This window comes from Paenibacillus enshidis (assembly GCF_042136365.1).
GTDB classification, from domain to species: Bacteria; Bacillota; Bacilli; order Paenibacillales; family Paenibacillaceae; genus Paenibacillus; species Paenibacillus enshidis.
Window position 1 is genome coordinate 123,602 of record NZ_JBHHMI010000005.1, and the last position, 26,005, is coordinate 149,606.

General features: G+C 51.0%; 27 protein-coding genes. All 27 read right to left on the reverse strand.

What is annotated here, in order from left to right:
* Positions 1-234: 234 nt before the first annotated feature.
* The 27 genes from ACE41H_RS08120 to upp all read right to left on the reverse strand — a co-directional run bounded on the left by ACE41H_RS08120 (position 235) and on the right by upp (position 25,815).
* A complete protein-coding gene (locus tag ACE41H_RS08120; protein WP_375354641.1) occupies positions 235-1,362 on the reverse strand; it encodes a glycosyltransferase family 4 protein in 1,128 nt (375 codons plus the stop codon).
* Between the two features lie 169 nt (positions 1,363-1,531).
* Complete coding sequence (locus tag ACE41H_RS08125) at positions 1,532-2,290, reverse strand: WecB/TagA/CpsF family glycosyltransferase (protein ID WP_375354642.1); 759 nt, start codon at positions 2,288-2,290, stop codon at positions 1,532-1,534.
* Between the two features lie 6 nt (positions 2,291-2,296).
* A complete protein-coding gene (gene csaB / locus ACE41H_RS08130; RefSeq protein ID WP_375354644.1) occupies positions 2,297-3,427 on the reverse strand; it encodes a polysaccharide pyruvyl transferase CsaB in 1,131 nt (376 codons plus the stop codon).
* On the reverse strand, positions 3,400-5,418 hold the full coding sequence (locus ACE41H_RS08135; RefSeq protein WP_375354645.1) for a DUF5693 family protein: 2,019 nt from the start codon (positions 5,416-5,418) through the stop codon (positions 3,400-3,402). The genes csaB and ACE41H_RS08135 overlap by 28 nt, the downstream gene beginning before the upstream one ends.
* 202 nt (positions 5,419-5,620) lie before the next feature.
* Positions 5,621-7,339 carry a phospho-sugar mutase gene (locus ACE41H_RS08140; RefSeq protein ID WP_375354646.1) on the reverse strand — a complete coding sequence of 573 codons (1,719 nt, stop codon included), beginning with the start codon at positions 7,337-7,339 and terminating at the stop codon, positions 5,621-5,623.
* Positions 7,340-7,391: 52 nt separating this feature from the next.
* Positions 7,392-7,826 carry a 3-hydroxyacyl-ACP dehydratase FabZ gene (gene fabZ, locus ACE41H_RS08145; RefSeq protein WP_375354647.1) on the reverse strand — a complete coding sequence of 145 codons (435 nt, stop codon included), beginning with the start codon at positions 7,824-7,826 and terminating at the stop codon, positions 7,392-7,394.
* 324 nt (positions 7,827-8,150) lie between these two features.
* Positions 8,151-8,354 (reverse strand): DNA-directed RNA polymerase subunit beta, encoded by a 204-nt coding sequence (locus ACE41H_RS08150; protein WP_375354649.1) that lies wholly within the window; start codon positions 8,352-8,354, stop codon positions 8,151-8,153.
* A gap of 8 nt (positions 8,355-8,362) precedes the next feature.
* Positions 8,363-9,181, reverse strand: a complete 819-nt coding sequence (locus ACE41H_RS08155) for a flagellar hook-basal body protein (RefSeq protein WP_375354650.1) — start codon at positions 9,179-9,181, stop codon at positions 8,363-8,365.
* A gap of 13 nt (positions 9,182-9,194) precedes the next feature.
* Positions 9,195-10,085, reverse strand: a complete 891-nt coding sequence (locus ACE41H_RS08160; protein WP_375354651.1) for a flagellar hook-basal body protein — start codon at positions 10,083-10,085, stop codon at positions 9,195-9,197.
* A 100-nt stretch (positions 10,086-10,185) separates the two neighbouring features.
* Positions 10,186-11,184: a rod shape-determining protein gene (locus tag ACE41H_RS08165; RefSeq protein WP_375354653.1), complete on the reverse strand. Its 999-nt coding sequence runs from the start codon at positions 11,182-11,184 to the stop codon at positions 10,186-10,188.
* A gap of 164 nt (positions 11,185-11,348) precedes the next feature.
* Positions 11,349-11,636 carry a sporulation transcriptional regulator SpoIIID gene (spoIIID, locus tag ACE41H_RS08170; protein ID WP_375354654.1) on the reverse strand — a complete coding sequence of 96 codons (288 nt, stop codon included), beginning with the start codon at positions 11,634-11,636 and terminating at the stop codon, positions 11,349-11,351.
* A gap of 185 nt (positions 11,637-11,821) precedes the next feature.
* Complete coding sequence (gene spoIIQ / locus ACE41H_RS08175) at positions 11,822-12,553, reverse strand: stage II sporulation protein SpoIIQ (RefSeq protein WP_375354655.1); 732 nt, start codon at positions 12,551-12,553, stop codon at positions 11,822-11,824.
* A gap of 112 nt (positions 12,554-12,665) precedes the next feature.
* Positions 12,666-13,742 (reverse strand): stage II sporulation protein D, encoded by a 1,077-nt coding sequence (spoIID, locus tag ACE41H_RS08180; protein WP_375354657.1) that lies wholly within the window; start codon positions 13,740-13,742, stop codon positions 12,666-12,668.
* A gap of 196 nt (positions 13,743-13,938) precedes the next feature.
* The gene (gene murA, locus ACE41H_RS08185) at positions 13,939-15,285 is read right to left on the reverse strand and encodes a UDP-N-acetylglucosamine 1-carboxyvinyltransferase (protein ID WP_375354658.1); all 1,347 of its coding nucleotides are present in this window, start codon (positions 15,283-15,285) and stop codon (positions 13,939-13,941) included.
* 381 nt (positions 15,286-15,666) lie between these two features.
* Complete coding sequence (locus tag ACE41H_RS08190; RefSeq protein ID WP_375354797.1) at positions 15,667-15,882, reverse strand: DUF1146 family protein; 216 nt, start codon at positions 15,880-15,882, stop codon at positions 15,667-15,669.
* Positions 15,883-16,340: 458 nt separating this feature from the next.
* Positions 16,341-16,739: a F0F1 ATP synthase subunit epsilon gene (locus ACE41H_RS08195; protein WP_375354659.1), complete on the reverse strand. Its 399-nt coding sequence runs from the start codon at positions 16,737-16,739 to the stop codon at positions 16,341-16,343.
* A 68-nt stretch (positions 16,740-16,807) separates the two neighbouring features.
* Entirely contained in the window at positions 16,808-18,208 is a 1,401-nt protein-coding gene (gene atpD / locus ACE41H_RS08200) for a F0F1 ATP synthase subunit beta (protein ID WP_375354660.1), read from the reverse strand.
* A gap of 94 nt (positions 18,209-18,302) precedes the next feature.
* Entirely contained in the window at positions 18,303-19,169 is an 867-nt protein-coding gene (gene atpG, locus ACE41H_RS08205) for an ATP synthase F1 subunit gamma (RefSeq protein WP_375354661.1), read from the reverse strand.
* Positions 19,170-19,347: 178 nt separating this feature from the next.
* Entirely contained in the window at positions 19,348-20,862 is a 1,515-nt protein-coding gene (gene atpA / locus ACE41H_RS08210) for a F0F1 ATP synthase subunit alpha (RefSeq protein ID WP_375354662.1), read from the reverse strand.
* A 19-nt stretch (positions 20,863-20,881) separates the two neighbouring features.
* On the reverse strand, positions 20,882-21,427 hold the full coding sequence (locus ACE41H_RS08215) for a F0F1 ATP synthase subunit delta (RefSeq protein WP_375354663.1): 546 nt from the start codon (positions 21,425-21,427) through the stop codon (positions 20,882-20,884).
* A complete protein-coding gene (atpF, locus tag ACE41H_RS08220) occupies positions 21,424-21,912 on the reverse strand; it encodes a F0F1 ATP synthase subunit B (RefSeq protein ID WP_375354664.1) in 489 nt (162 codons plus the stop codon). Before atpF ends, ACE41H_RS08215 begins: the two co-directional genes overlap by 4 nt.
* 111 nt (positions 21,913-22,023) lie before the next feature.
* Positions 22,024-22,248 (reverse strand): F0F1 ATP synthase subunit C, encoded by a 225-nt coding sequence (gene atpE, locus ACE41H_RS08225; protein WP_355326366.1) that lies wholly within the window; start codon positions 22,246-22,248, stop codon positions 22,024-22,026.
* A gap of 91 nt (positions 22,249-22,339) precedes the next feature.
* The gene (gene atpB / locus ACE41H_RS08230) at positions 22,340-23,158 is read right to left on the reverse strand and encodes a F0F1 ATP synthase subunit A (RefSeq protein WP_375354665.1); all 819 of its coding nucleotides are present in this window, start codon (positions 23,156-23,158) and stop codon (positions 22,340-22,342) included.
* An 18-nt stretch (positions 23,159-23,176) separates the two neighbouring features.
* The gene (locus tag ACE41H_RS08235) at positions 23,177-23,569 is read right to left on the reverse strand and encodes an ATP synthase subunit I (protein WP_375354666.1); all 393 of its coding nucleotides are present in this window, start codon (positions 23,567-23,569) and stop codon (positions 23,177-23,179) included.
* Positions 23,562-23,816 carry an AtpZ/AtpI family protein gene (locus tag ACE41H_RS08240; protein WP_375354667.1) on the reverse strand — a complete coding sequence of 85 codons (255 nt, stop codon included), beginning with the start codon at positions 23,814-23,816 and terminating at the stop codon, positions 23,562-23,564. The genes ACE41H_RS08235 and ACE41H_RS08240 overlap by 8 nt, the downstream gene beginning before the upstream one ends.
* A 187-nt stretch (positions 23,817-24,003) precedes the next feature.
* Positions 24,004-25,158 (reverse strand): non-hydrolyzing UDP-N-acetylglucosamine 2-epimerase, encoded by a 1,155-nt coding sequence (wecB, locus tag ACE41H_RS08245; protein WP_375354668.1) that lies wholly within the window; start codon positions 25,156-25,158, stop codon positions 24,004-24,006.
* A gap of 27 nt (positions 25,159-25,185) precedes the next feature.
* Complete coding sequence (upp, locus tag ACE41H_RS08250; RefSeq protein WP_375354670.1) at positions 25,186-25,815, reverse strand: uracil phosphoribosyltransferase; 630 nt, start codon at positions 25,813-25,815, stop codon at positions 25,186-25,188.
* Between the last annotated feature and the right edge of the window lie 190 nt (positions 25,816-26,005).

Consider the following 26,005-nt stretch of genomic DNA (forward strand, 5'->3'; position numbering starts at 1 on the left):
ACCTTTTTGGCACGAAATGAGTGCATAGTTATTTTATCGGACAGAGGTATCCAATTTTTTAGGCTTTCCCTAAAAAAGGGAAGATTCCTTGTAGCAGCACACTCTCCCACATCTCCTTTTACAAGAAAACAAATAAATACAGCCCTTAAACTCCGTTAATCCGGAGCTTAAGGGCTGTTTTTCAGCTTATAATTTTTAGGCTAAAAATGTACTGGCTTTAAGCGGAGTCGAATCTTACAATTTCGAACGAGATTGATCCGGCTTCACCCGAAGACGAAGCAGCAGATTTATAATCGGCTTTTTTGTTTTGCCGACGAGCCCGATCACTTCCGCTCCAATCTGCATGAAGAACATCATGATACAGATGACAACAAAGGTAACCCAGTTGGCTTCAGCCATCGCAGCCGACGTCTGAATGACAGCCAGCACACCAAAGAAAGCGGCAATGCCGTAAATAATCAGCACAGTTTGTCTGTGGCTGAAACCAAGTTCACGCAGACAGTGATGCAAATGTCCTTTGTCAGGAGAGAAAATCGGCTTCTTCTGCAGCTTGCGGCGTACGATGGCAAAGAAGGTATCCGACAACGGGACGCCGATGATGATCAGCGGGGTAATAAAGGACACAACCGCGATCTGTTTATATCCAAGGAGTGACAGCATTGCCAGGCAGAAGCCCAGAAACAGTGAGCCTGTATCTCCCATAAAAATTTTGGCAGGATGAAAGTTGAAAAATAAAAATCCGATAATGCTGCCCAGCAGCACCAGACACAGCAAAGCGACAGGCACATTGCCCATCAGCATGGACATCACAAAAATGGTACCGATAGCAATGCCGGATACACCGGCTGCAAGCCCGTCCAGTCCATCAATCAGATTAATCGCATTCGTTACGCCGACAATCCAGAGAATGGTCAGCGGAACGGAAATCCAGGTCTCCAGTGACGAATAGGCATCCATAAACGGAATATCCACAAAATCAACGCGAATATTAAATCCGAAAACAACGATACAAGCGATAGCGATTTGTACCAAAAATTTGAGCTTGGCATTCAGATCGAAGCGGTCATCCAGTGCACCGATGGTAACAATCATGGTTCCACCGATTAAAAAGGCAGTAATGAAGTTAATGTCCCGTGATGTCAGTACCCCTTCCGGTATGAACGGCAGCAGCACCAGCGTCGTTAAAACAAATGCCAGAAATATTCCCAACCCGCCCAGGCGAGGCATAATTCTGGTATGAACTTTACGGGCGTTTGGCACATCAACGGCCCCCACCTTGACAGCGAATTTTTTTACAAGCGGCGTCAAGGCTAAAGCCAGTGCCAGTGCTGCGATAAAACCAATGATATAGATCGGCAACATTTGATCATTCGACCCCCATTTTTAACGTGAATCTTTTTCACCGTTACCTTTACCATGTGAAGATTTGGTGAAAATGATCCAACCGCATTGAATTATACTCCGATCAAAAATAAATACCAACCTTTATTTTATGGCAATTTAGGCTGTTTTTACGTCAAATTTCAGCTTATCAGCCCATTTTTGTCACGTTTTCTCTTGCACGCAGCACTTTCACTGCGAATTTTGGCAGCGCAAGCATCCTTTTATACCGGCTGGGCTCTTTCAACAGACGGTAAAACCATTCGAGCCGCAGTTTTTGAAAGACAGCCGGCGCACGCTTCGTTTTTCCGGAAATGACGTCAAAGCTGCCGCCTACGCCCATCATCACTGGCACGCCCAAGCGTTCTTTATGCCTGGCGATCCATGGCTCCTGCGTGTCCGCTCCGCGTGCTACGAACAGCAGATCAGCTTTAGCCTCCCGTATGGCCCCGATCACCTCATCATCCTGATCCGGCCCGAAAAATCCATCCCTTATCCCGCATATCACAATTCCGGGATAAAGCTCCTTTATCCTGGCGGCCGTGGCCTGAATCACTTCTGAAGCGGAGCCGAGCAGGTACACTTTCCAGCCGCGGGTTTCACCCACCTTGAACAATTCGTGCATCAGGTCAAATCCGGGCACACGCTCGGCCACGGGCATACCCGCCACGTTTGCAGCCCAGACAACGCCGGTGCCGTCAGGCACGAGCAGTTCCCCGCCCAGCATCACCTTCATGTAAGCAGGCTCTTCCAGAGCTTTCATGACCATAATGGGATTGGCTGTAATAATCTGATGGGGTCTGCCAGAATCCACAGCCTCCGTCAGCCACGCTACCGTCTGCTGCATGTTGAGCCTTGATACCGGGATTCCAAAGATCGGGACCGTCGGAACTGTTTGCTGCTGCTTCAATTTCAATCATCCTTTACGACTCAAATATTCGATAATTTGCCGTGCAGGCAGACGGGCTTCCTGCCGCAGGGCTTGAATAGCGGCGGCCCGTTTGCCCCGCCATGCTTCGCGCTTATCGAGCAGCTCAGCCGCTTCTGCCGCAAGCTTGTCTCCGTTAAGCGTATCTGATGAACCGACCGGCTCGCTTCCGATCCGGCTCAGAAAATGATTAATCTTCGGATCATAAGATATGCCGAGCAGCGGTACCTCTCTGGAAGCGGCATAGATAAGACTGTGCAGCCGCATGCCGATAATAAGATCACATTTGCTGACCTCCAGAAGCATTTGCTGTGGGTCTGTAATCTCCCGCTCCATACTCATACTGCTTCCATTGGAGTCCACATCGCCCAATTGTTCAAGTACATATTGGGAGGCCTGCACGTCATCAGGCAGGTGAAAAGGCAGAAAGCGCAGATGTACGGGCCGCTTGGCACTTAACTTGCGCAAGCCGTCGGCAATGGCCTTCAGCTCTCTTCTTTCCTTGTCCCAATAACGCACCGAGATGCCGATAACCGGCATGTCAGCAGGAGACACTCCATTGGGCCCGGAATCTGCATTCGCGGGCAGCGGAAGCCCCATTACGGGGTCCGGGACGACGTGCACGGAGGAACGTTGTATCCCCATGGCAGTCAGCAGCCCCGCCGACTGCTCATCCCGCACCGATATATAATTACAACGGTTGAAAACAGACTTAATCAAAGGGTAAAACCATTTGCGCTGCACCGGACCAATTCCCTGCGCATAGACAAATGTCGGCTTACCAGCCCACTGTGCCAGCTTCAAGATGGCGAGATAATAAGGTATGGATTTGGGGCTTGTGGCATCCTGCAGCAGGCTTCCCCCGCCGCTGATGACACCCGAGCTTTCACGAATAGCCGCTCGGACCTCCTTCAGGCGCATCCGGTGTACCGCACGTACGCCATACATTTTTGTGGTCCACGCGGGATCGGAAGAGAGGACGATGGGCTCAACGGTTAACCCGGTTTGCTCTCCCTCTTCCTTCAGAGCCGTTAAAATTGATTTCAGCACAGCTTCATCCCCGCTGTTGCGGAAGCCGTAATAACCGGAAATTACAATTTTCGGAGCCGAGGAGACCATCTTGTCCAAGCTCCTTCCAGCAGCCGCCATACGCCAGCCGCAATAATTCCGAAAATAAGCCCCATGCCCAGACCAAGCAGCCCGCGAACGAGTGAAATAAGGACCGGAGAATGAATATGGGCGAACGTATCCACCATCGACAGCTGCCCGATGACAGCGATAATCATCACATAAATCGCTTTGCGGTATTTAATCGCCGCAAATGCCCCCACAATAAACAGCGGATGTGCCATCAGGAATTCCTTGGTGCGTGGTCTCACGCCAAACGTATTCTCCATAAACGTACGGAATGCCATCTCATACGAAGATACAGAGCCGGCGTTTCCGGTGCGGGAGAGGTAATAATAACCTGCCGCCGCCAGGATGACCAACGCGCCAACCATCCATACCGTAATAGGCATCCTTAGCAGCTTCGGCACTTCAGTTTGAAGCGAAATTCCTCTATAGAAGAGCAAATACACCGCTACCAGAAAAATTGGAACAAAATGTAGCAGGCTTACTCCCCTGAACTGATTGAGCACCAGACTGTAGCTGATGTTATTCAGCAATGCGATGACAAAAGGTACGGCTGCCAGCGACAGGATCGAAGTCTGCACATACAGAAGCACGGTTTTGCCAAGACGGCTTCCCGTCGAAGGTTCGGGCTTCTGATCGTGAAGAGCCGTTATTTTCCGTACAGCCAGCACCGTGGCCACTGTGGGACCGCTGATCGCAACAGCCAGTGCGAGCGCCTGCTCCATCAGGCTGGAATTCAACACATATAAGCCAGCACAGCCGATGAGGCCAAGAATAAAAGCAGCCAGCGTCAATGCAGGCAGAAAATAGGAAATCATAATGGCGATCAGCGCGACAGCACCCGCAACAGCCACCAATTTAAAATACCGCTGCATAGAAGAATCGCTTACATGGAAAGGCTCGGCTTGTCCAATCGTAAAGCCGTTATTCTCTATGCGCTGCACGGCATTGCCCGGGTCAGCCAGCGAGTGTACCAGATTATCGACGGAGTCCTTGACCTTCGCTTCGGCAACACTGCGGGTAGGAACCGTATTTAAATATATAATCCGTATATTTCTGTCCTTGGTCGCCAGTACAAACCGGTCCGCAATCGTCTGAACGTCCAGCGACGAATCGGCTTCGCTCAGCGAATGCAGACGAACCACGTTATAATCTAACAAATAAGCAAGCTTGTTAAAACCAAGCTGCGGAGCTTTCAGACCTTCGATCGCCGCAACACCGATACCGTGCTTGTTCAGCAGCTCGGCAAAGGCGGAAAGACTGTTCAAATCGGCATCATCGTGGAAGCCCTTGACAGACTCGCCTTCAAACAGAATGCGCTTTACCCCGTTTTTTTCAAAATTGGCAAGCGTGCTTTCCACCAGCTGCTGGTTGTACGGCAGGCTGTCCGTCATCCGCGGCATAATGATAAAGCCTTTGGAGCGGAGCATCGCCATGGCCATCGGGTCCGGCTGCATCGGCTTCAGGGAAGCGTCCTCCGGAGAGGTTTCTATGACAAGACCGCTTTGGCCATCATAGCCCCACGGATTTACGGCAATGCCCAGACTGCCGAACGTCTCTTTGATCATCGGTGTATACGCATCCGCACTTTCCTTGTTCATGAACTGAACGTAGGTGAAATTTTGATTCCCCGGTACAGGCTGTCCTGTCATGCGGGAAATATCTTTTTCATTATAAGTAACCATACGACGGGCTTTTTCCAGATCACTCAGAGTGCTCTCAAACAGCGCCATGGAAGTGACGCCCGCTTCCTTCAGTTTGTCTAGCTGTTCGTTCAGGTAATCCTGGGGACGTGCCTGGTAAGATGCGGCGTCCGTCAAATCACGGTAATCAAATACAAATTCAACTGATTTGGATGTTCTCTCCGTTTGCAGCCGGTCGCTAATGACCGGTACAGCCGCAACCAGACCGATTACGACCACGGCCCACAACCATTTCCGCGCGCGGTTATTCCAATACTGCCATTTCTGATACACCAAAGTACCTCCTCATCATTCAGCACACGGCACAGAGCTTTCCGATACAAACGGTCTGTACTGCACGCCGTAAAACGAACTTCCGCTCAGGCCAAGTCTCGACGGCGGATTCACCATGAAATTCCAGCTCAAAAGCAGATGACCTCCCCCGGCTTGCTGCCCATTGCCGTGAGAGGTCACCGATGCGTTCCTGCTTTTATTCTTAAGCGTCTACACGGGACATAACAGCTTCCACCAGATGCGTAATCTTACCTTCAGCATCCGCAGTGGATGACCCGCGTACCGCAAAATACACCTTGATCTTCGGCTCTGTTCCCGATGGACGCAGGCAGAACCATGAACCGTCCTCCAGCATGAACTTGAGGACATTCTCTTTCGGAAGTCCATCCAGCCCTTTGGAGTAATCCAGCACTTCCTTGACCTTCACACCTGCGATTTCATCGGCCTGGTTATTACGCCACTGGGTCATCAGGGACTGGATTTTCTCAAGCCCGTCTTTCCCCTTCAAGGTCCGCGACTCAAGTCTTTCCTGGAAGTATCCGAACTTCTCATACAACTCCTCCAGGACATCGTACAATGTTTTTCCTTGTGTGCTGTAATAGGCGGCGGCCTCAGCAATCAGCATCGCAGCCAGAACGGCATCCTTGTCACGCGCATAGTTGCCAGCGAGATATCCATAGCTCTCCTCGTAACCGAACAGATAGGTGTGACTTCCGGTTTGATCGAACTTGTTCATCAGTTCGCCGATATATTTGAAACCTGTAAGCGTGTTAAATACAGCAGCGCCAAAATGCTCGGCAATGACTGCCCCCATCTCGCTTGTCACAATCGTTTTGACCACTGCCCCGTTCTCGGGCAGCTTGCCTGCTTCTTTAAGCTGATTCAGCAAATAGTATACCATAATCGCGCCGGACTGGTTGCCGGAAAGCACCACATATTCACCGCTCTTGTTTTTAACAACTGCACCCATGCGGTCAGCATCCGGATCCGTTCCGAGCAGCAGATCTGCCCCGATTTTTCCGCCAAGCTCAATGGCCAACTTGAAGGCATCACGCTCCTCCGGATTCGGTGATTTTACGGTAGAGAATTCGGCGTCAGGCTGTTCCTGCTCCGGCACAATATGTACCTGCTGGAATCCGAGCTTCTGCAGCACCTGGCGTACGGGATGATTTCCCGTGCCGTGCAATGGGGTATATACCAGCTTGAAGTCCTTTCCCGGACCATTCGCAATCAGCTCGTGGTTGACGCTGACCTCGGCAACTGCGTTAATGAAGGCTGCATCCTCATCTTCACCTAACCAAACAAGCAGTCCTTGCGCCTCCGCTTCTTCGCGTGAAATGCGGCGCACATCAGAGAAGGAAGGAACCTCCCTTATGTAACCGATCACCTTCTCGGCCTGATCCGGCACCAGTTGGCCGCCCTCCTCGTTATACACTTTATATCCGTTATATTCAGGCGGGTTATGACTGGCCGTAACGACAATGCCCCCGGTCGCTTGCAAATGACGGACTGCGAAGGACAGCTGTGGTGTTGGACGCAGCGACGGAAACAGCTTCGCTACAATGCCGTTGCCTGCAAGGACCAGAGCGGCTTCCAGCGCGAATTCCGGTGAAAAGTGACGGGAGTCATGGGCAATCACAGCAGAGGGCTTGCCTGCCCGCTCCCCATGCTCCTCCAAAATATACCGCGCAAGTCCCTGCGTCGCCCGGCCAACGACATAACGGTTCATCCGGTTGCTGCCTGCGCCAATAACTCCCCGCAGGCCGCCGGTGCCAAATTCCAGCTCTTTATAAAAACGGTCTTCAAGCTCCTTATCGTTGCCTTCAAGAGCCCGCAGCTCCTGCTTCGTCTCCTCATCGATTACAGGATCCTGAAGCCAGCGCTCAATACTCTCCATGGCTTGTGAGCTCAATTGTGACATAAAGTTATTTCCCCTTCCTACTATTATGATTAGAATCGGGATTGCCTATGTATCATGACAGGGCGAACATAATCTCACCCTCGGCAACGACTTTATCGCCTACGCTGGCGGTTGCTTTGCCTTTACCGATGGAGCCTTTGAGGCGGATAATTTCCACTTCAAGCCGCAGAGTGTCTCCTGGCACAACCTGTCCCCTAAACCGGAAATTGTCCAGTCCGGCCAAAAAGCCGATTTTCCCGCGGTTGGCTTCAACCTTAAGAATAGCCACAGCACCGACCTGAGCGAGCGCTTCTGTAATCAGTACGCCCGGCATGACCGGATAACCAGGAAAATGTCCTGTAAAGAATGGTTCATTCATGGTGACATTCTTGATGCCTACCGCCTTCTTGCCTTCTTCCAGCTCAACAATCCGGTCTACCAGCAAAAACGGCGGACGATGCGGAATAATTTCCTGAATCTGATTGATGTCCAACTGCACATTTTCCATAACGATCATCTCCATATCCTTTGCATAAAAACAGCTCAAGGTGGTAATACATATTAATATCCTTACACTTGCTGCAGAAGTGAAGGTTAAGATAAGGGGCTTTTTCCGCCAACCAGCAGAACGGGGCGTGAAAAAGCCCTTTTGACACGAATACGCGCAAAACTCCCCCATCATTATACATTTTCCGAGGCTAAAAAGAAAATTCCGCCCAAGTACCATTTTGAGATACTGCTGCAGCTTGAATTTCAGCCTGTCTATGCCAAAAAAACCGCACAGCTTCTGCCGTACGGTTAGATTTCAAAAAAATAAAATACCCGATGAAAGCTATGGGGCAAATACCAGATCAAACACGTGCCGCCATGTAGCAATGTTAAACACATCTTCGAGGCTGTGCTTGCCCACAACAACATAACCGGCAATCATCCCCCCCAACAGGGAAATGACAAGAAGCAGCGGAATCACAAAATGACGGGCAATCCGCCATACGGATTTTTGTACAGCTGCCGTTTCTTTCTGTTCTGTCATCATTTTACCGCCTATGCCCGCAGAGAGTTGGCCAGACCCATCAACGTGTCGCTGGAAGTGAGCGCCCGTGAAGCCATCTGGAACATCCGCTGAATTTGCATCATATCCGTCATCTCATCCGTCAAATCCACATTGGACTGTTCAAGGTAGCCTTGACGAATCGTCGCGGGCACAGGAGCCGCTGCAGCTCCTGCCCCGAATACATCAGCCTCGGTGACGCCATTAGCCAAAACAAACGTATTGTCAGCTCCCTGCACGAGACCTTCGGAACGCTGAGGTTCAACAATCTGAAGCCGATGCGCCACATAAGGATCACCATTGCCCTGATCTCGAACCAGCAGATTGCCTTGCTTGTCAATCGCCACCTTCGATCCCAACGCAGCTGTCACCGGAACACCATCACGGTCGAGCACGGCATGGCCCTCAGATGTTGTCAGCAACAGACCGGTACCCAGCGGGTCAGGGGTAAAGCTGAAGCTTCCATTCCGTGTCCAGGCCTTTTGGCCATTAACCTCAATGGCGAACAGCCCGTTGCCTTCAATCGCCAAATCCGTCGGGTTGCCAGTCTCCTTCAGCGAACCCTGCTTCATATCTGTACTCATAGCTGCTGCCCTGACCCCGAAACCCAGATTAAAGCCAAGCGGCATCGCCCGCCCGGTCTGACGAAAGGCTTCAGGCTGCTGCTGAACCCGTGACAGCACGTCCTCAAAGGAAGCATCCCTGCTTTTATAACCTACTGTATTCACATTCGCTACATTTTCGGCAATCATGTCCAGCCGCTTCTGTACACCGGACATCGTCACCATAGCGCCAATCATGGAGTTATTCATGGTTTGATTCCCCCTATACCCGTCCTACCTGGTTAACAGCTTTGTCAAGGCTTGCATCATAGAATTGAATGACTCTTTGATTGGATTCATATGCGCGTTGCGCAGCCATCATATCGACCATGGACTGGGTGGCGTCAACATTGGAGCCCTCCAGGTAGCCTTGCTTGATTTCCACATCGTCATCGCCCTGCAGTAATCTTGCGGTTGCGCCGCTTTGCGTGTCCAGCCTGAAATTGCCGTTGCCTTCACGAACCAATTGATAAGGCTGGTCGATAATGCTGATGCCAAGCGTAATTTCTGTCTGCTGATCACCTTCACGGAACTGCCCTTGGAGCTGCCCCCGTCCGTTTACTTTAAGATCTTTCACCGATCCGGTCAAGGTAATAGGATCCCCATTTTCATCCAACACCTCAGAGCCTGCGGATGTACGAAGGGTTCCGACCCCGTCCACCCGAAAATGCCCGTCCCGTGTATAACGAATATTGCCTTCCTCATCCCGTACCATGAAGAAGGCCTCCGGTCTGTACGTAACTTGTCCGTTCTCATCCACATATTTGCCCGAGGAGTCAAAGTTCATTGGCTGTCCTGTTGCCGGGTCGTTCACGATAATATTGGACTCCATAGCAAAGTCGGTTGTTTCTCCGCTTGGCGTAATAAGTCCCCGAACGTATGGGGAGAGGCTCTCCTCCGCAAAAACGCCCATGTTCAGACGCCCTACCGTACGGTTAGGGTTGTCCGCATAACCGCCTGTCATGGCAATAAGCATTTCCGGGAACGCACGCTGCACGGCTGTCTCCTGTTTGTATCCGGGCGTGTTGATGTTGGCAATATTTTGTGTGACCGTATCATGACGGCGCTGCTGGGTAATCAAACCTGCGGCGGCAGTGTAAAGTCCTCTCAGCATAACTGGCGGTTCAGCTCCTCGGTTCATCTATTTTAAAAATGCAGCACACCGTGCTGCATCCGTCATGGATTGAACTTGTCTAACTATCTATATCGGCAGATCAGAATCTTTTCTTAACCACCTGATCCAGGTTATTCAGCATAATTCCCGTCCCCTTAACCACACAGTGCATAGGATCTTCAGCCACCAGTACAGGCACTCGCAGCTGCTGCGAGAGCAGCTCATCCAATCCGCTGAGCAGCGCTCCGCCTCCGGTGAGAATGACACCGCGATCAATGATGTCTGCCGACAATTCCGGCGGAGTCCGCTCAAGCACCGACTTTGCCGCGGTTATGATACTGCTTACCGGGTCTTCCAAGGCCCCCTGCACTTCGCGCGCGGAAATGGAAATCGTCTTTGGAAGGCCTGACACCATATCACGTCCGCGAATGTCCATTTCAGCCTGACGTCCGTCCGGGTGCACGGTTCCAATCGCAATTTTGATATCCTCGGCGGTGCGCTCCCCGATCAGGAGCTTGTACTTTTCTTTAACAAACTTGGAAATGGTTTCGTCAAACTTGTCCCCCGCCATCTTAATCGATGAAGCCGTTACGATATCCCCCATCGACAGCACGGCAACATCCGTCGTTCCGCCTCCGATGTCTACAACCATATTTCCGCTCGGCTCGAAAATGTCCATACCTGCACCGATCGCCGCCGCCTTGGGCTCTTCCTCCAGGAAAACCTCCCTGGCTCCGCTTCGTTCAGCCGCTTCACGAATCGCCTTCTGCTCCACCGAAGTGATATTCGTCGGCGCACAGATCAAAATCCGGGGACGGCTGTACCAGCTTTTTCCCCCAACCCGGTTGATAAAATATTTAAGCATGGACTCCGTAATTTCAAAGTCTGCAATAACCCCGTCACGCAGCGGGCGAATAGCCGTAATGTTGCCGGGTGTCCGTCCGACCATACGGCGCGCTTCTTCTCCGACAGCAAGGACTCTCTTCGTATCCCCCTCTATGGCAACGACAGAAGGTTCGTCTAATACGACCCCCCTTCCTTTCACGTGTATCAGCACGTTCGCCGTGCCCAGATCGATTCCGATATCCTTGCTAATCATATAAAAGAGCCCCCAAAGTCATATTTTAAAAAGTGACAAGAACCGGCAAATTTATGTACAATATTGAAGAGTGTCGTGACATAATTCGATCTTGTACCATCTTTTAACATATCATACTTCAGGGGAAGGATTCAATGGATAAGTGTGTATAATCTTACAAAAATTCAGGACTTGCCGGATACCAGAACATCATGCGTGCTATCGTTCGTTTTTTTGTATTTAATTTTTGTCGCTTCCCCTCCCCGCAGATGGCGGATGGATTTATGATATTCCAAAATATGCTTCACCTGATCCGCAAGGTCCGGATTGATTTCAGGCAGCCGTTCGGTCAAATCCTTATGCACCGTGCTCTTGGATACACCGAACTCCTTGGCGATCGTACGGACCGTATGTCTCGTTTCTACGATGCAGCGGCCAATTTTGATGGTCCGTTCCTTGATGTAATCGTGCACACTCCCGCCTCCCCACTGTGGATAGTTTGGTACATTATATGAGTGGCGGGGATAGATATGCTCGGTTTGGCGCTGTGACAAGCTTCCGTGGCCCTAATTATTTCCTTGCGGGATGTAGACAAAGCCCCTGGAAGGCACAAAAAAAAGGCAGAGGGACGGTTCCCCCTGCCTTCGGACGAGCATGATTATTTTTGCGGAAGCAGCGTTGTCGGATTTACCGGCTTGCCTTCCTCAATAACTTCGAAATGCAGATGGTTGTTCAGGGCCTTCTCCATTTCATTCCGGCCTGCCGAAGCAATAACCTGCTCCTGCTTCACTTGGTCGCCCTCTTTGACCTTCACCTGGTCAAGGCTTTGATACACGGTTTTGAGATTATCATCATGTGTAATTTCAACAATGTTGCCCATCAGGGGATGCTGCTCTACACGGGTTACCTTACCGCTCAACGCAGCCTTTACATCAAATACCGCGTCATCAGAGCGGGCCAGGTCAATACCTGTATTGGCCGTGAAGGTTTGGTCATATTCCACCATCGCGGCAGCCTGTTCGTCCTCCGATGCAGTTTCATCAAAAAACGGCTTTACAATCGTTACCTCGTTAGCATTCGCCACGGGCCAAACCATGTTCTCGGACTGGGCGACCACTTCTACACTTTCCTGCTCCCCATTAAGACCGACATCATCCGTCACACTGTTAGCTGTCCCTTGAGCGGCAGGATTCTGCTCCAGTGATTTTGTGCTGGTATCCTGATAGACCCACACAAGAGTTAGTATGATGGCTGCTGCGGCAATGTAGGCTGCAGGATATACCCACCTTTTGGACAACAGCTTTTTCCACGAAGACGGCTGTGAAGCTCTTTCTCCCATTTTGATTTTGGAAGATTCTTCGTGATTTTGGTTTTTGTTTTGTTCATTCATGGTTTCATCACCTCAGTAACCAGTGTTACCGGGCGCTACTCTTTTATACTTGTATTCTCAGAAAATTTGAAAATTTTTCTATAGACCAAAAGATGACTTTTTGAACTGCCTCTTAAAGCAGCTGTGAGGCCTTGGCGAAATGGATTCCAGTGTAGTAGTGTTTGAGAATTTGGGTTGCCGTATAACCTTCCTTGGCCATTCCGTTCGCACCCCACTGGCTCATGCCGACTCCATGACCATTGCCGTAAGTCGTGATAACCATTTGCTCTCCCCGAATTACCCATGTAAATTCGCCGGATCGAAGTCCAAGCCGCTGACGCAAGTCAGTTCCTTTAAAAACGGTATCTCCAATTCGGATGCTCTTAATCCGGTGCCCCTCGGTAGTAGATAGAATTTTGATTTCCGGGAAAACACCCGACCCTGAAGCAGCCTGCACTGCCTCCCCCTTCAGAGCGAGTTTGTCCAAAACTTCTGCGGTCTTCATCGTTATGCTTTCTTTGTAGCGGGGCGCGATCCGCTGATCCCACGGGCTCGGAACACTGCGGAGGTAAGGGACGGATGCCGTCCAGACATCCTCGGAGTTTTCCGTATATCCGTTGCTTGTTGAGAAAAAAGCTGCAGTGATCGGCTTCCCTTTATACGTCATTATAATATCTTTCGTTTCTCTGACAGCCTTACGGATAGAAGCCAGTTCCTCGGCCCGCTGCGGATTCTGCTCCTGCTGCCGAATCGCTGTCAGGGGCAGATATACCTGATGCTCTACGGTGTCGGTGACGTCAGCCCCGTTGGGCGCACCGCTTGTATCCTTGGCCAGCAAACGCCGGGCTATGAATGTTCTGGCTGCAATCGCCTGTGCCTTTAGAGCCTCATGTCCGAATTCAGGCGGCATTTCGGCTGCCACCACTCCTGTTACATAGTCCTCAAGAGGAAGGGTCTCGATTGCGCCTGTTGAGCTTAAGAAGACGCTGACCTTAACAGTTTTGAATGGGGCTGCTTTCTTCGTCGAGTCCACAGATTCCGGCTGTGCTGCTGTATCCGGCACAATTTTTCCTGAAGGCGAGGGCTGCGGGTGCGTCCCCCTGGGCCACACCAGTACGGCCGGCAGAACAAGCGCCATCAGGAGCAGAGCGGTTAATGCAACTATCGGACCCGGCGACAGCCGTCGGATCCTGGCACGAGAATCTTTCATTTGGGAGAAACCTCCGTTCTATGAAGTGAGACCGGGGTGCTTGACCGGACCGGATATTCATTCATATGAAAGGTTCACTCTTGATAGAACCGGATTTGAGAGAAAGCAGAGAGCCGCAATGCCCGACTGAAGGACAAAAAAGAGCTGCCCGGGGAGAGCAACTCTTATGTGTACATGTACTATTGAATTCAATCGATTATGCCAGGGTCGGTTGTATTTTGAAAGCACCCTTCGTTTCTTCCTTGACCACCCTTTCGGCAGAAGCAGCTTCCGGCTTGCTCTCTTCTACCGAAACCCGATAGATGTCGGCTCCAAGAGTGGTGAGCTTCTCAGCCAGATGCACATATCCGCGGTCTATATGATGAACACCGCTGACCTCCGTAGTCCCTTCAGCAACAAGACCCGTTAAAATCAGAGCGGCACCTGCCCGCAAATCAGTAGCGCATACTTTTGCGCCTGTCAGCTTTGCATTGCCGGTGACGATTGCCGAGCGTCCTTCCACCTTGATCTCCGCGTTCATCAGCTGGAATTCATCCACATGCATGAAGCGGTTCTCAAACACCGTTTCGGTAATGACGCTCGTGCCTTCCGCTACGAGCTGCAGCGCCATCATCTGGGATTGCATGTCTGTCGGAAATCCGGGATATGGCAAGGTTTTGACATCAACCGCTTTAAGCAGCCTGCTGGCCATAACACGAATGCCGTTCTCATCCGGCTGGACCGTAACGCCCATTTCCTCCATTTTCGCAATCACAGGACCCAGATGATCGGAAATGGCGCCTTCTACATAGACATCACCGCCTGTTATAGCTGCTGCTACCATATAAGTACCGGCCTCAATACGGTCAGGAATGACCGTATGACGAACGCCGTGCAGCTTCTCAACACCCTCGATGCGAATCACTCCGGTACCGGCGCCGCGTACCTTGGCCCCCATCCCGTTCAAATAGTTGGCCAAATCAACGATTTCAGGCTCCCTTGCCGCATTATCAATAATGGTGATACCCTCAGCAAGCGAAGCTGCCATCATAATATTCTCGGTCGCTCCGACGCTCGCAACATCCAAATAAATCTTGGCGCCGCGCAAACGCCCATGGCTTCTGGCTTCCACATAGCCCTGGCCCAGACTGATTTTCGCCCCAAGCGCCTCAAAGCCCTTCAGATGTTGATCAATCGGACGTGTGCCGATAGCGCAACCTCCCGGAAGAGAAATTCTTGTATACCCCATCCGTGCCAGCAGCGGCCCCATGACCAGAAAAGATGCGCGCATTTTCCGCACCCATTCATACGGCGCTTCACAGGATGTGATCGACCGTGCGTCAACACGAATGATTTCATCTTGATATGTAACGCTTGCTCCCAGCGATTCCAATACTTTATTAATCGTCATTACATCATCTAGAGGAGGCGCGTCAACGATGACGCTTTCTCCTTCTTCCCCTAAAAGAGAGGCAGCGATAATCGGAAGAACAGAGTTTTTGGCTCCGCTCACTTTTACGCTTCCGACCAGTCTATTGCCGCCGCGGACGATAAATTTGCTCATCATGCTTCCCTCCGCGCGTCATTTCCCTTTTCCGGTGTGGAAAAAAAGAACGGTATCCGCTATTTTCGTGTTTCGCAACCCGGCGGCCCAGATCAGACTGCCACGGAAACGAGGTTCATTTTTTTTGTAAATGTGGTGTAAAAAAATTGTTTAATATTCAAAATAAATCACATAGATTTGATGACTCACTAAATTCCATCATATCATCGTTCAAAGCGCTTATACAAGCATTTTTTCATCACTGCATGTCTGTCCTGCCCGTAACGTTGTTACTGTCTACCGGACAAAGCCATGTAAATTCATTGTTAACCACAGTTGTCGATCCTATTCGACAATTCATGCTCTTGCAGGCATACCGAGAAATAAGCAAGTGCTTAAATATCAAAACATATACCTCAGCAGTTGGCTCCAGGAAATGTAATCCAGCAAAAAGCCGGCCACAAGTCTTCCAAGCACTACAGCCAAAAACAGATGCAGCAGCCTTCCCTGTCCCCCCTTGGGGTTCTTGATCCACAAGTCGAACTTAACACTCTGCAGCGACCACCAGGCCAAGGCAATGCATATGAGGGATACCATCATGGATACCATGCTGCTCATGCCTGTTGTTTGGCCGATCTGCCGGGTTAATTCATCCGTCACGATTTAGCACCTCCGGATCACTGAGCGCAGTTCATTGACCGCCGCCCGACTGTTCGGTTCGTGAACAGCCTATATGTGCATCATATGCGTCAGCGGTAAAAATGCAAACAATGAAATCAGGATTCTTTCATGTCCGCTTGCCAGCTTGGACTATTATATAATACTTGCCGAAAGCGCAACAATCCAGTCCTATTTACGTTTTTTTCAATAACTTTCGACATTTTTCAATATTTAGTCATCCTCATCTTGCTTGAAATACCACTCAAAATCCATGTAATTCTGATTTTTTTGCATTTTTCTGATTATTCGCAAGGTTCCACAAATTATTCGCGAGCTTCCATAAAAAAAGCCCGGCGAGTTAAAACCACCGGACTTTTGACCTATATATATTGATTCTTTTTTCCTACGAACACAATTTATTTTTCGGACACTTTCAAGCGGTTCACGGCTTTTTGCAGTGCCAGTTCCGCTCTGCGGTGGTCATACTCATCCTGCTTGCTCTGCAAACGGACTTCAGCGCGTTCCCGAGCTGCCTTGGCGCGTTCAACATCAACCTCAGACGGACGCTCTGCGCTCTCGGCGAGAATGACGACTTTATCTTTCCGGATTTCAACAAAACCGCCGTTGACCGCCAGGATTTCAGTCCTGCCGCCGGCTTTGATGCTGACCGGAGCAATCTGCAGAGGAGTGACCATCGGAATGTGCCCGGCCAAGATTCCGAGTTCCCCTTCCACGCCCCGAACGTTCAGACTCTCCACTTGCTCCGAATAAACCTGGCGCTCAGGGGTCACGATTTCCAACAAAAAGGTGCTCACTTCCATCCCTCCTGACAGGCTGTCCATCGACAGCCCACTTCGTAAGACCTACCTGCTGTCATGTACGATTACAGATTTTTGGCCTTTTCAACCGCTTCCTCAATGGTGCCTACAAACAAGAAAGCCGCTTCCGGAAGATTGTCATGCTTGCCTTCCAGAATTTCTTTAAAGCTGCGCACCGTTTCTTTAACCGGAACGTATTTGCCCGGGAAGCCGTTGAACGCTTCGGCCACGTGGAATGGCTGCGACAGGAAGCGCTGGATTTTACGTGCACGCGCAACCAGCATTTTATCTTCTTCGCTGAGCTCATCCATACCCAGAATCGCAATAATGTCCTGCAGCTCATTATAACGGGCCAGGATACGTTTCACACCTTGAGCTACCTGGTAGTGCTCTTCACCTACGACCTCTGGAGTAAGAATACGCGAGCTGGATGCCAGCGGGTCCACCGCCGGATAAATGCCCATTTCGGAAATTTTACGTTCCAGGTTCGTTGTGGCGTCCAAGTGGGCAAACGTCGTAGCCGGAGCCGGGTCCGTGTAGTCGTCAGCAGGCACGTAGATGGCCTGGATCGAGGTAACCGAACCTTTTTTGGTGGAAGTAATACGCTCCTGCAGCTGACCCATCTCGGTTGCCAGCGTTGGCTGATAACCTACAGCGGACGGCATGCGTCCCAGCAATGCCGATACTTCGGAACCCGCCTGGGTGAAACGGAAGATGTTGTCAACGAACAGCAGCACGTCGCGGCCTTCCTGATCACGGAAGTATTCCGCCATGGTCAGACCTGTCAGCGCCACGCGCAAACGGGCACCTGGCGGCTCGTTCATTTGTCCGAATACCATCGCTGTTTTATTGATTACACCCGAATCTCTCATCTCATGGTAGAGGTCATTTCCTTCACGTGTACGTTCACCTACACCCGCAAACACGGAAATACCGCCATGCTCCTGAGCAATGTTATTGATCAATTCCTGAATCGTTACGGTTTTACCGACACCTGCGCCGCCGAACAATCCGACTTTCCCTCCCTTGGCATAAGGGGCCAGCAGATCGATAACCTTAATTCCTGTCTCCAGCATCTCTGCTTGTGTCGTCAGCTCGTCAAACGCTGGCGCTTGACGGTGAATCGGATTTTTTATAGCACTCTCTACCGAGCCCGCTTCATCAATGGGTTGCCCCAGCACGTTGAATACACGGCCAAGCGTAACCTCACCTACAGGCACCGAGATCGGCGCCCCCATATCCACTGCTTCCATACCGCGTACAAGACCGTCGGTAGAAGACATTGCGATACAGCGTACACGGTTGTCCCCCAGATGCTTGGAAGCTTCCAGTGTCAGGCTGATTTTGTTGCCACCTTCCGATTCACCTTGGATAGTGATGGCATTAAGAAGCTCCGGAAGCTGACCACGTTCGAATTCAACGTCGACAACCGGACCCATAATGCTCACAACGCGTCCTTTGTTCATTTTCTTGTTTCCCTCCTACAAGCTTTGCACAGCAAATTCCGATACGTTGCCTGTTGCTTTGCGCCGCTAAGCTATTATATTGATGAAACTCCGATCACACTTGTGCATTTGCTCCCGCTACAATCTCCGTGATTTCCTGGGTGATTGCCGCTTGGCGGGCGCGGTTATAAGTAAGCCTCAGCTCATTAATCATTTTCGTTGCATTCTTGGTCGCCGAACCCATCGCCGTCATCTTCGCGCCAAGCTCACTGGCTTTACCATCAAGCAAAGCTCCGTAAATGAGCGTTTCTGCATAACGGGGAAGCAGCGCTTCAAGAACTCCCTCAGCTGACGGCTCATATTCGTAGCTGGCAGACAGGGAGGCTTCGGCCGCCGCCGGTGTAGCCATCGGCAGCAGCCGATCCACCGTAGGAATCTGGGTCAACGCATTCACGAACCGGTTGTAACATATATACAGCTCATCAAAATTGCTCTGCTCATATCCCTGGACCGCATTGTAGGCGATGGACTTGATATCCGCAAACGACGGTGAATCGGACAGATCCGTTACCGTGTCCGCCAAGGTATAACCGCGGCGTATGAAGAAATCGCGTCCCTTGCGGCCAATGACGAACAGTACAAACTCATCCTGTGAGCTGTGGCGTTCAGCCAGGGTCGCAGTGACCGCACGCAAAATGTTCGAGTTATATCCGCCGGCCAAACCGCGGTCTGAAGTGATGATCAGATATGCCGTTTTCTTTACCGGACGGGTTTCGAGCATAGGGTGTTTGATTCCTTTGGTACCGGTGGCGATGCTGGCAACCACTTCCTTGAGCTTCTCCGCATAAGGGCGAGCGGCGTCAGCCTTCTCCTGCGCTTTTCTCAGCTTGGAGGCCGCCACCATTTCCATCGCCTTGGTGATCTGCTTTGTGTTCTGCACACTTTTGATTTGGCGTTTAATCTCGCGCATGCCTTTTGCCATGATTTCACCACCTTAAAGCTTTGACGAAGTCAAAGCTATCTTCGTAAGCATCAGCCTAAGCTTTGACGAAGTCAAAGCTATCTTCGTAAGCAAAGCAATACAATATCCTATTTATGAGCCAAGCCCAGCAAAGGAGAGCGGTCTTGGCTCAAAGTTACTCAATCTATAAGTGTACAGCTTAGGCCGAAGTAGCAAACGTTTTCTTGAACTGTTCGATTGCCGCTTTCAGCGCTGCTTCGTTATCTGCAACAAGATCCTTCGTATCGCGAATCGATTGCAGGACATTGTCGTGGTTAGATTGCATGTACATGAGGAATTCCTTCTCGAAACGGCCAACGTCACCTACCGGAATGTCGTCAAGGTACCCTCTAACCGCTGTGTACAAGCTGACAACCTGCAGTTCAACAGCCAACGGCTGGTTCACGTCCTGCTTCAGGATTTCCATCATGCGGGCACCACGGTCAAGACGGGCTTTGGTCGATTTATCCAGATCGGAGCCAAACTGCGAGAATGCCTGCAGCTCCCGGTATTGAGCCAGATCCAGCCGCAGGGAACCAGCAACCTTCTTCATGGCTTTAATTTGCGCGGAACCGCCAACACGGGATACAGAGATACCCACGTTGATCGCCGGACGCTGACCTGCATGGAACAAGTCTGCCTCCAGGAAGATTTGTCCGTCCGTAATCGAGATTACGTTCGTAGGAATATAGGCCGAAACGTCGGAAGCCTGCGTTTCGATGAACGGCAGCGCCGTCATGGAACCGCCGCCCAGTTCGTCGTTCAGCTTGGCCGCACGCTCCAGCAAACGGGAGTGCAGGTAGAATACGTCACCCGGGTAAGCTTCCCGGCCCGGAGGACGGCGAAGCAGCAGGGACAATTCACGGTATGCTGCAGCCTGTTTGGACAGGTCATCGTATACGATCAGGACGTGCTCGCCTTTAAACATGAAGTATTCGCCCATGGCAGCGCCTGCATATGGTGCGATGTACAGCAACGGTGAAGGCTCGGAAGCTGATGCTGTAACCACAATGGTGTATTCCAATGCACCGTTACGGCGCAGAGTTTCAACTACTTGAGCCACGGTTGACTGCTTCTGGCCAATGGCAACATAGATACACTTCATACCGCTGCCTTTTTGGTTCAGAATGGCGTCGATTGCAACCGAGGTTTTACCCGTTTGACGGTCACCGATAATCAATTCCCGCTGACCGCGGCCGATCGGAACCATCGCGTCAATCGCCTTGATGCCGGTTTGCATCGGCTCATGAACAGACTTACGAGCCATAACGCCAGGAGCCTGATATTCCACCGGACGGAATTCTGTCGTAGCCAGCGGCCCTTTGCCGTCCACCGGAATCCCCAGTGGATTCACTACGCGGCCGATCAAAGCTTCGCCTACAGGAACCTGCATGATCTGTCCCGTACGCTTTACTTGTCCGCCTTCACGGATGTTGGAGTATTCACCCAGAATAACGACACCTACATTGCTTTCTTCCACGTTGAGTGCCAAGCCCAAAACGCCGTTCTCGAATTCAACCAGCTCGCCTGACATAACTTTTTCAAGACCGTAGACACGAGCGATCCCGTCACCGACTTCTACAACGGTGCCGACCTCAACAACCTCAATGTCCGTTTTATACTGCTCAATTTGACTTTTAATCAATGTGCTGATTTCTTCAGGTCTGATACTCAAGTGTGTTCACCCCTATCTTCTATACTCGTCTATTGAAAGACTTTTCGAGCCGCTCCAGCTTGCCGGCCACACTGCCGTCGAACATCGTGTCACCGATGACCACCTTTAATCCGCCGAGCAGTTCCGGGTCCACGATATTTTCCAACCGGATCGTTTTATTTACACGCGCGCCGAATTGTTCGGCGACCGCCGCTTTTTCCTCGTCGTCAAGTGCATATGCCGAGTACACTTTGGCATCAGCAAGGCCAAGCTTATCCTCCTGAATCGCCAGATAACCGTCCAGCAGCGCTCCGAACAGATCCGTTCTGCCCCGCTGAACGAGCAGCTTGATCGTATTGAGGACAGGAGCGGACAGCCTGCCCTCAAAGCTTCCGGACAGCACCTGCAGCTTCACCGGCTCCGGCACATTCGGGGAATTGATGAAACCCCGGATCTCCGCATCTCCTGAAACAGCCACCACGAAGGCTCTGAGCTCCTGTTCTGTTTCCGTCACCTTCTGCTGCTGTTCAGCTACCTCAAACAGGGCCTTCGCATACCGTTTGGCAACTACAGTATCCTGGCTCATGCTCTGCCCCCTACCTCTTTCAGGTACTGGTCAACGAGCTCTTCCTGGACTTGATCATCCTTGATTTCTTTCTGAATCAGCTTAGAAGCAATCTGCACGGATGCTTTGCCCACTTCGCTGCGCAGAGCGGCAATCGCTTTATTGCGCTCGCTTTCGATCTCGCGCACGGCTTCGTCCTTGAGACGCCCCGCTTCGCTGCGCGCCTCGCCAATAATTTGCTCAGCCTGCTTGCTGCCGGTTTGCTTCGATTGCTCAATGATATCGTAGGCTTCCTTGCGCGCCTGCTGCAGAGCCTGTTTTTGCTCCTCTACGTAGGCCGCTGCCTGCTCGCGGGTTTGCTTCGCTTCGTTCATTTGCTGTGTGACCAGTTCGCGCCGCTTCTCCATGACGGAAAAGAGGGGACCGAAAGCATAGCGGTTCAACAGCCAGTACAGAATCAAAAACGCGATTAACGTGAGAACGATAGATGTCCATTCCAAATGCAATTGAAGTCACTCCTTTCCGGTAAACGTCGGTTCTATTGACATGATCATATTAAATTCAACAAAGAAGGCGCGGATGGCTGTGCCTTCCCCGCCAAACCTTGTTCCATTCAATTAAGCTGCTGCGTAGAAAATGAATGCCAGAACGACACCGATGATCGGCAGGGCCTCTACCAGACCTACACCGATAAACATTACCGTTTGCAGCGTGGATTTCGCTTCTGGCTGACGAGCGATCCCTTCAACTGTTTTACTTACGATCAGACCGTTACCGATACCTGCGCCAAGCGCGCCCAAACCTACAGCGATAGCTGCTGCTACAAATGCCCAAACTCCCATTTTCAATAATCCTCCTTAGAGATGTGAAATTGTGTTATTCATATATTTACAGTTAAGCGCGAAGCGGAACTCCTGAACTTAACCTTGAAACCTAGTGTTCATCATGCGATTCTGTTGCCTGAGAGATATAAACGAACGTCAGGATTGTAAAGACGAACGCCTGGATCGCTCCGACAAATATACTGAAGCCCTGCCAAACAATCAATCCGAGCACGGAAGCAATCGAGCCTGCCACACCCAGAGCCGCCAGCTTAAGCAGCACGGAAATCAAAACCTCGCCTGCGAAAATGTTACCGAACAAACGCATTCCGTGTGTCAGCAGCTTGGAGAATTGCTCGATCAGGTTAATCGGCAGGAAGAAAGGGAACGGCTGCACATAATGCTTAAAATAAGCCTTGGTGTTCCGGAACATACCCAGAATATGTACCAGCAAAAAGATCATGCCGGCCAAGCCCATGGCAACCCCTGCATCCGCCGTAGGTGATTTCCACCATTGTACGGCCGCGTGCGGGTGTTCCTCAGGATTTTTCTCATGCGCCTCCGCAAACAGCTCCTGCACTGAAACCAGCGGTTTGCCAAAGAAGGTTGCCTCAGCGGGATCTTCATAGTTGGTTACGATACCAAACGGCAGGCCCAGCATGTTGCTTACAAAAATAAACATGAGAAGCGTCATGCCGAGAGACAGAAAAGGCTTGCCTTTCTTCATATCCATCGTACTGGAAATCATATTTTGAATGAATTCGACAACCCATTCCATAAAATTTTGCAGCTTTCCCGGATTTTCGACCGATAAATTTCTGGTAGCCAATCGGGCAAGAACAAAAACAACAGTACAGGTCACAATCAGCATCAATATGATCGACAGGTCAAAACGCAATCCGCCCAGTGCGATAATCGGTGATTCATGCATTTTTTTCTCACCCCTTTCTCAGTCTCGCTGTTTATCTTCCAGAAGTGCAAGTATGATGCCTATCACTAAAAGAAGGAGTTGTCCGAAGACAAGACTTGCCGCGACGGCGATTTCATGAAAATAAGACGGAAACTCCAGGGCGAGAACCATAGCGAGGATGGAGGTAGCAACTCTTACGCCGAAACCTATCCCTATAACCTTCTTGCCACTTTCGCCTGCCGCAGCAGATGCAACCTTCCCGACTTTATAGGACATATAGAGCACATTTAGACAGCTTACTACGGTTCCCAAAACCAAACCGTGAGCTACATCACGGTGATGCGGCATCAAGGCCGCCACCAGGAAGCAAAGAGCCATAAAGAAAAGCGCGACTACCCACAGTACTCTTTGAAATCTGGCCATTTCACTCATTGCTGTTCCTCAATACCTTTCTGATGACCATGGCAACGCTGATTCCACCGACAGCCAACCCCGCGAGAACGCTTACGGCAATCCATGTACCTGTCCCTCCCAGCTTCCTATCCAGCCAACCGCCTGCATAAAATCCGGCAAAAGCGCATACAGCCAAATCAATGCCGAGAGCGCTGACAAGACCTATTGCCTTCCAGGGATTTCCCCCGTCATTCCGATTGCGATCCGGCTTTTCCGGCTCAGCCATTTCCACGTCACCCCTGCAATTCCAGTTCATTTTACTGAATGAGCAGACTTTTTGTCAATGAACAGATTTTAGCGCCCTAAAGCAGGAAAATCAGCCCAAAAACAAGGCATTAAGCAGTTCAAACCCTTGCAAACCGTACAGTTGAACTGTATGTTCAACTGTAGGTTTGTAAGAACTTGATTCAAACTTATTTTGTGAACATTCTGTGAAACTGTTCAGGACGCTGCTTGCGGATGCCAAAATGGTGAAGTATGGCATTGACAATTCTTTCCGAAGCATGACCGTCACCGTACGGATTCGCCGCCTTGCTCATCGTTTCATAGGTTGCAGAATCGGTCAGCAGCGCTTTGGCACGCTCATATACCTTTTCTTCATCCGTACCGACAAGCTCAAGTGTCCCTGCCTCGATGCCCTCAGGCCGTTCTGTGGTATCTCTGAGCACCAGCACAGGCACACCGAAGGACGGCGCCTCCTCCTGTATTCCGCCCGAATCAGTCAAAATCAGGTGGGTATGGCCGAAGAAATTATGGAGATCCACCACGTCCAGCGGATCAATCAGCCGGATGCGCGGATGATCGCCCAAAATTTCAAATGCCGGCTCTTTCACCGCCGGGCTTGGATGCACCGGATACACGATCGCCACATCCTCGAATTCATCCGCGATGCGCTTGACTGCGCGGAAGATATTGCGGTGCGGCTCTCCCTGCGACTCGCGGCGGTGCGCCGTCATCAGGATCAGGCGCTTGTCTTCCGCCCATTTCAGGACCGGATGATCATAATCCTGCCGCACCGTATATTGGAAAACATCGGTTACCGTGTTGCCTGTAACATAAATGCGGTCTTCCGGCTTGTTCTCCCGGTGCAAGTTGCCAGCCGACCAATCCGTCGGGGAGAAATGAAGATCAGCCAGCACGCCTGTCAGCTGCCGGTTCATTTCCTCCGGGTAAGGGGACAGCTTGTTCCACGTCCGCAGCCCTGCTTCAACATGGCCGACCTGAATCTGCTGCATGAAGGCGGCATAGCTGGCGAGGAATGTAGTCAGCGTATCCCCGTGCACCAGCACAATATCGGGCTTCGCTTCACGCAGGACAGGCTCCAGTCCTGCCAGGACGCGCAGCGTAATTTCGTTCAGGCTCTGCCGGTCCTGCATCACATCGAGATCGTAATCAGGGGTGATCTTGAACACCTCAAGCACCTGATCGAGCATCTGACGATGCTGTGCCGTTACGCAAACGATCGATTCAATATGCTCAGGGTGGCGCTGAAGCTCCAGAATAAGCGGCGCCATTTTGATTGCTTCAGGGCGCACACCGAAAATGGTCATTACTTTAATTTTAGACATTGTAGACTCCTTTTAACGGTTTTGCGCTTATTTCGTACCGTACAACCGGTCACCCGCATCGCCAAGCCCAGGCACAATATAGCCGTGATCATCAAGACGCTCGTCCAGTGCGGCTACATAAATATCAACGTCCGGATGTGCGTCCTGTACGGCCTTCACACCTTCCGGAGCAGCGATCAGGTTCATCATCTTGATCTGCGTGCAGCCGCGCTTCTTAAGCACATCAATCGCCGCAATCGCCGAGCCGCCAGTAGCCAGCATCGGGTCGATCACAATCAGTTCGCGCTCCGTTACGTCCGTAGGAAGCTTGGTGTAATATTCCACAGGCTGCAGTGTTTCCGGGTCGCGGAATAATCCGACATGCCCTACCTTCGCCGCCGGGATCAGTTTGACCACTCCGTCCAGCATGCCCAGCCCGGCCCGCAGAATCGGGATCAATCCCAGCATACGGCCTGAAATCACCTTGCTTTCCGTTTCGGCCACTGGCGTCTGTACCCGGATGCCTTCAAGCGGTATATCACGCGTAATTTCATAAGCCATCAATGTGGCCACTTCATTCACCAATTCACGAAAGTCTTTGGTATTGGTGCGAACATCGCGAATAAAAGTCAGTTTGTGCTGAATTAAAGGGTGATCACATATCACCAATTTGCCCATAAAAAGTCCCTCCGGTGTTCACTCGATAAAATCCCTGTACATACATCCTGCCACAAATCCCGTTTATTATATCATTCCCCGGCATGATTTAACACCTGTCGCGCCCGAGTTTTCCGCGTTTCTATCCAAATTCCTAAAAAACGAAAAGGACTCGGTCAGGTATTGACGCCTGAAAGGGTCCGCCGCTCAG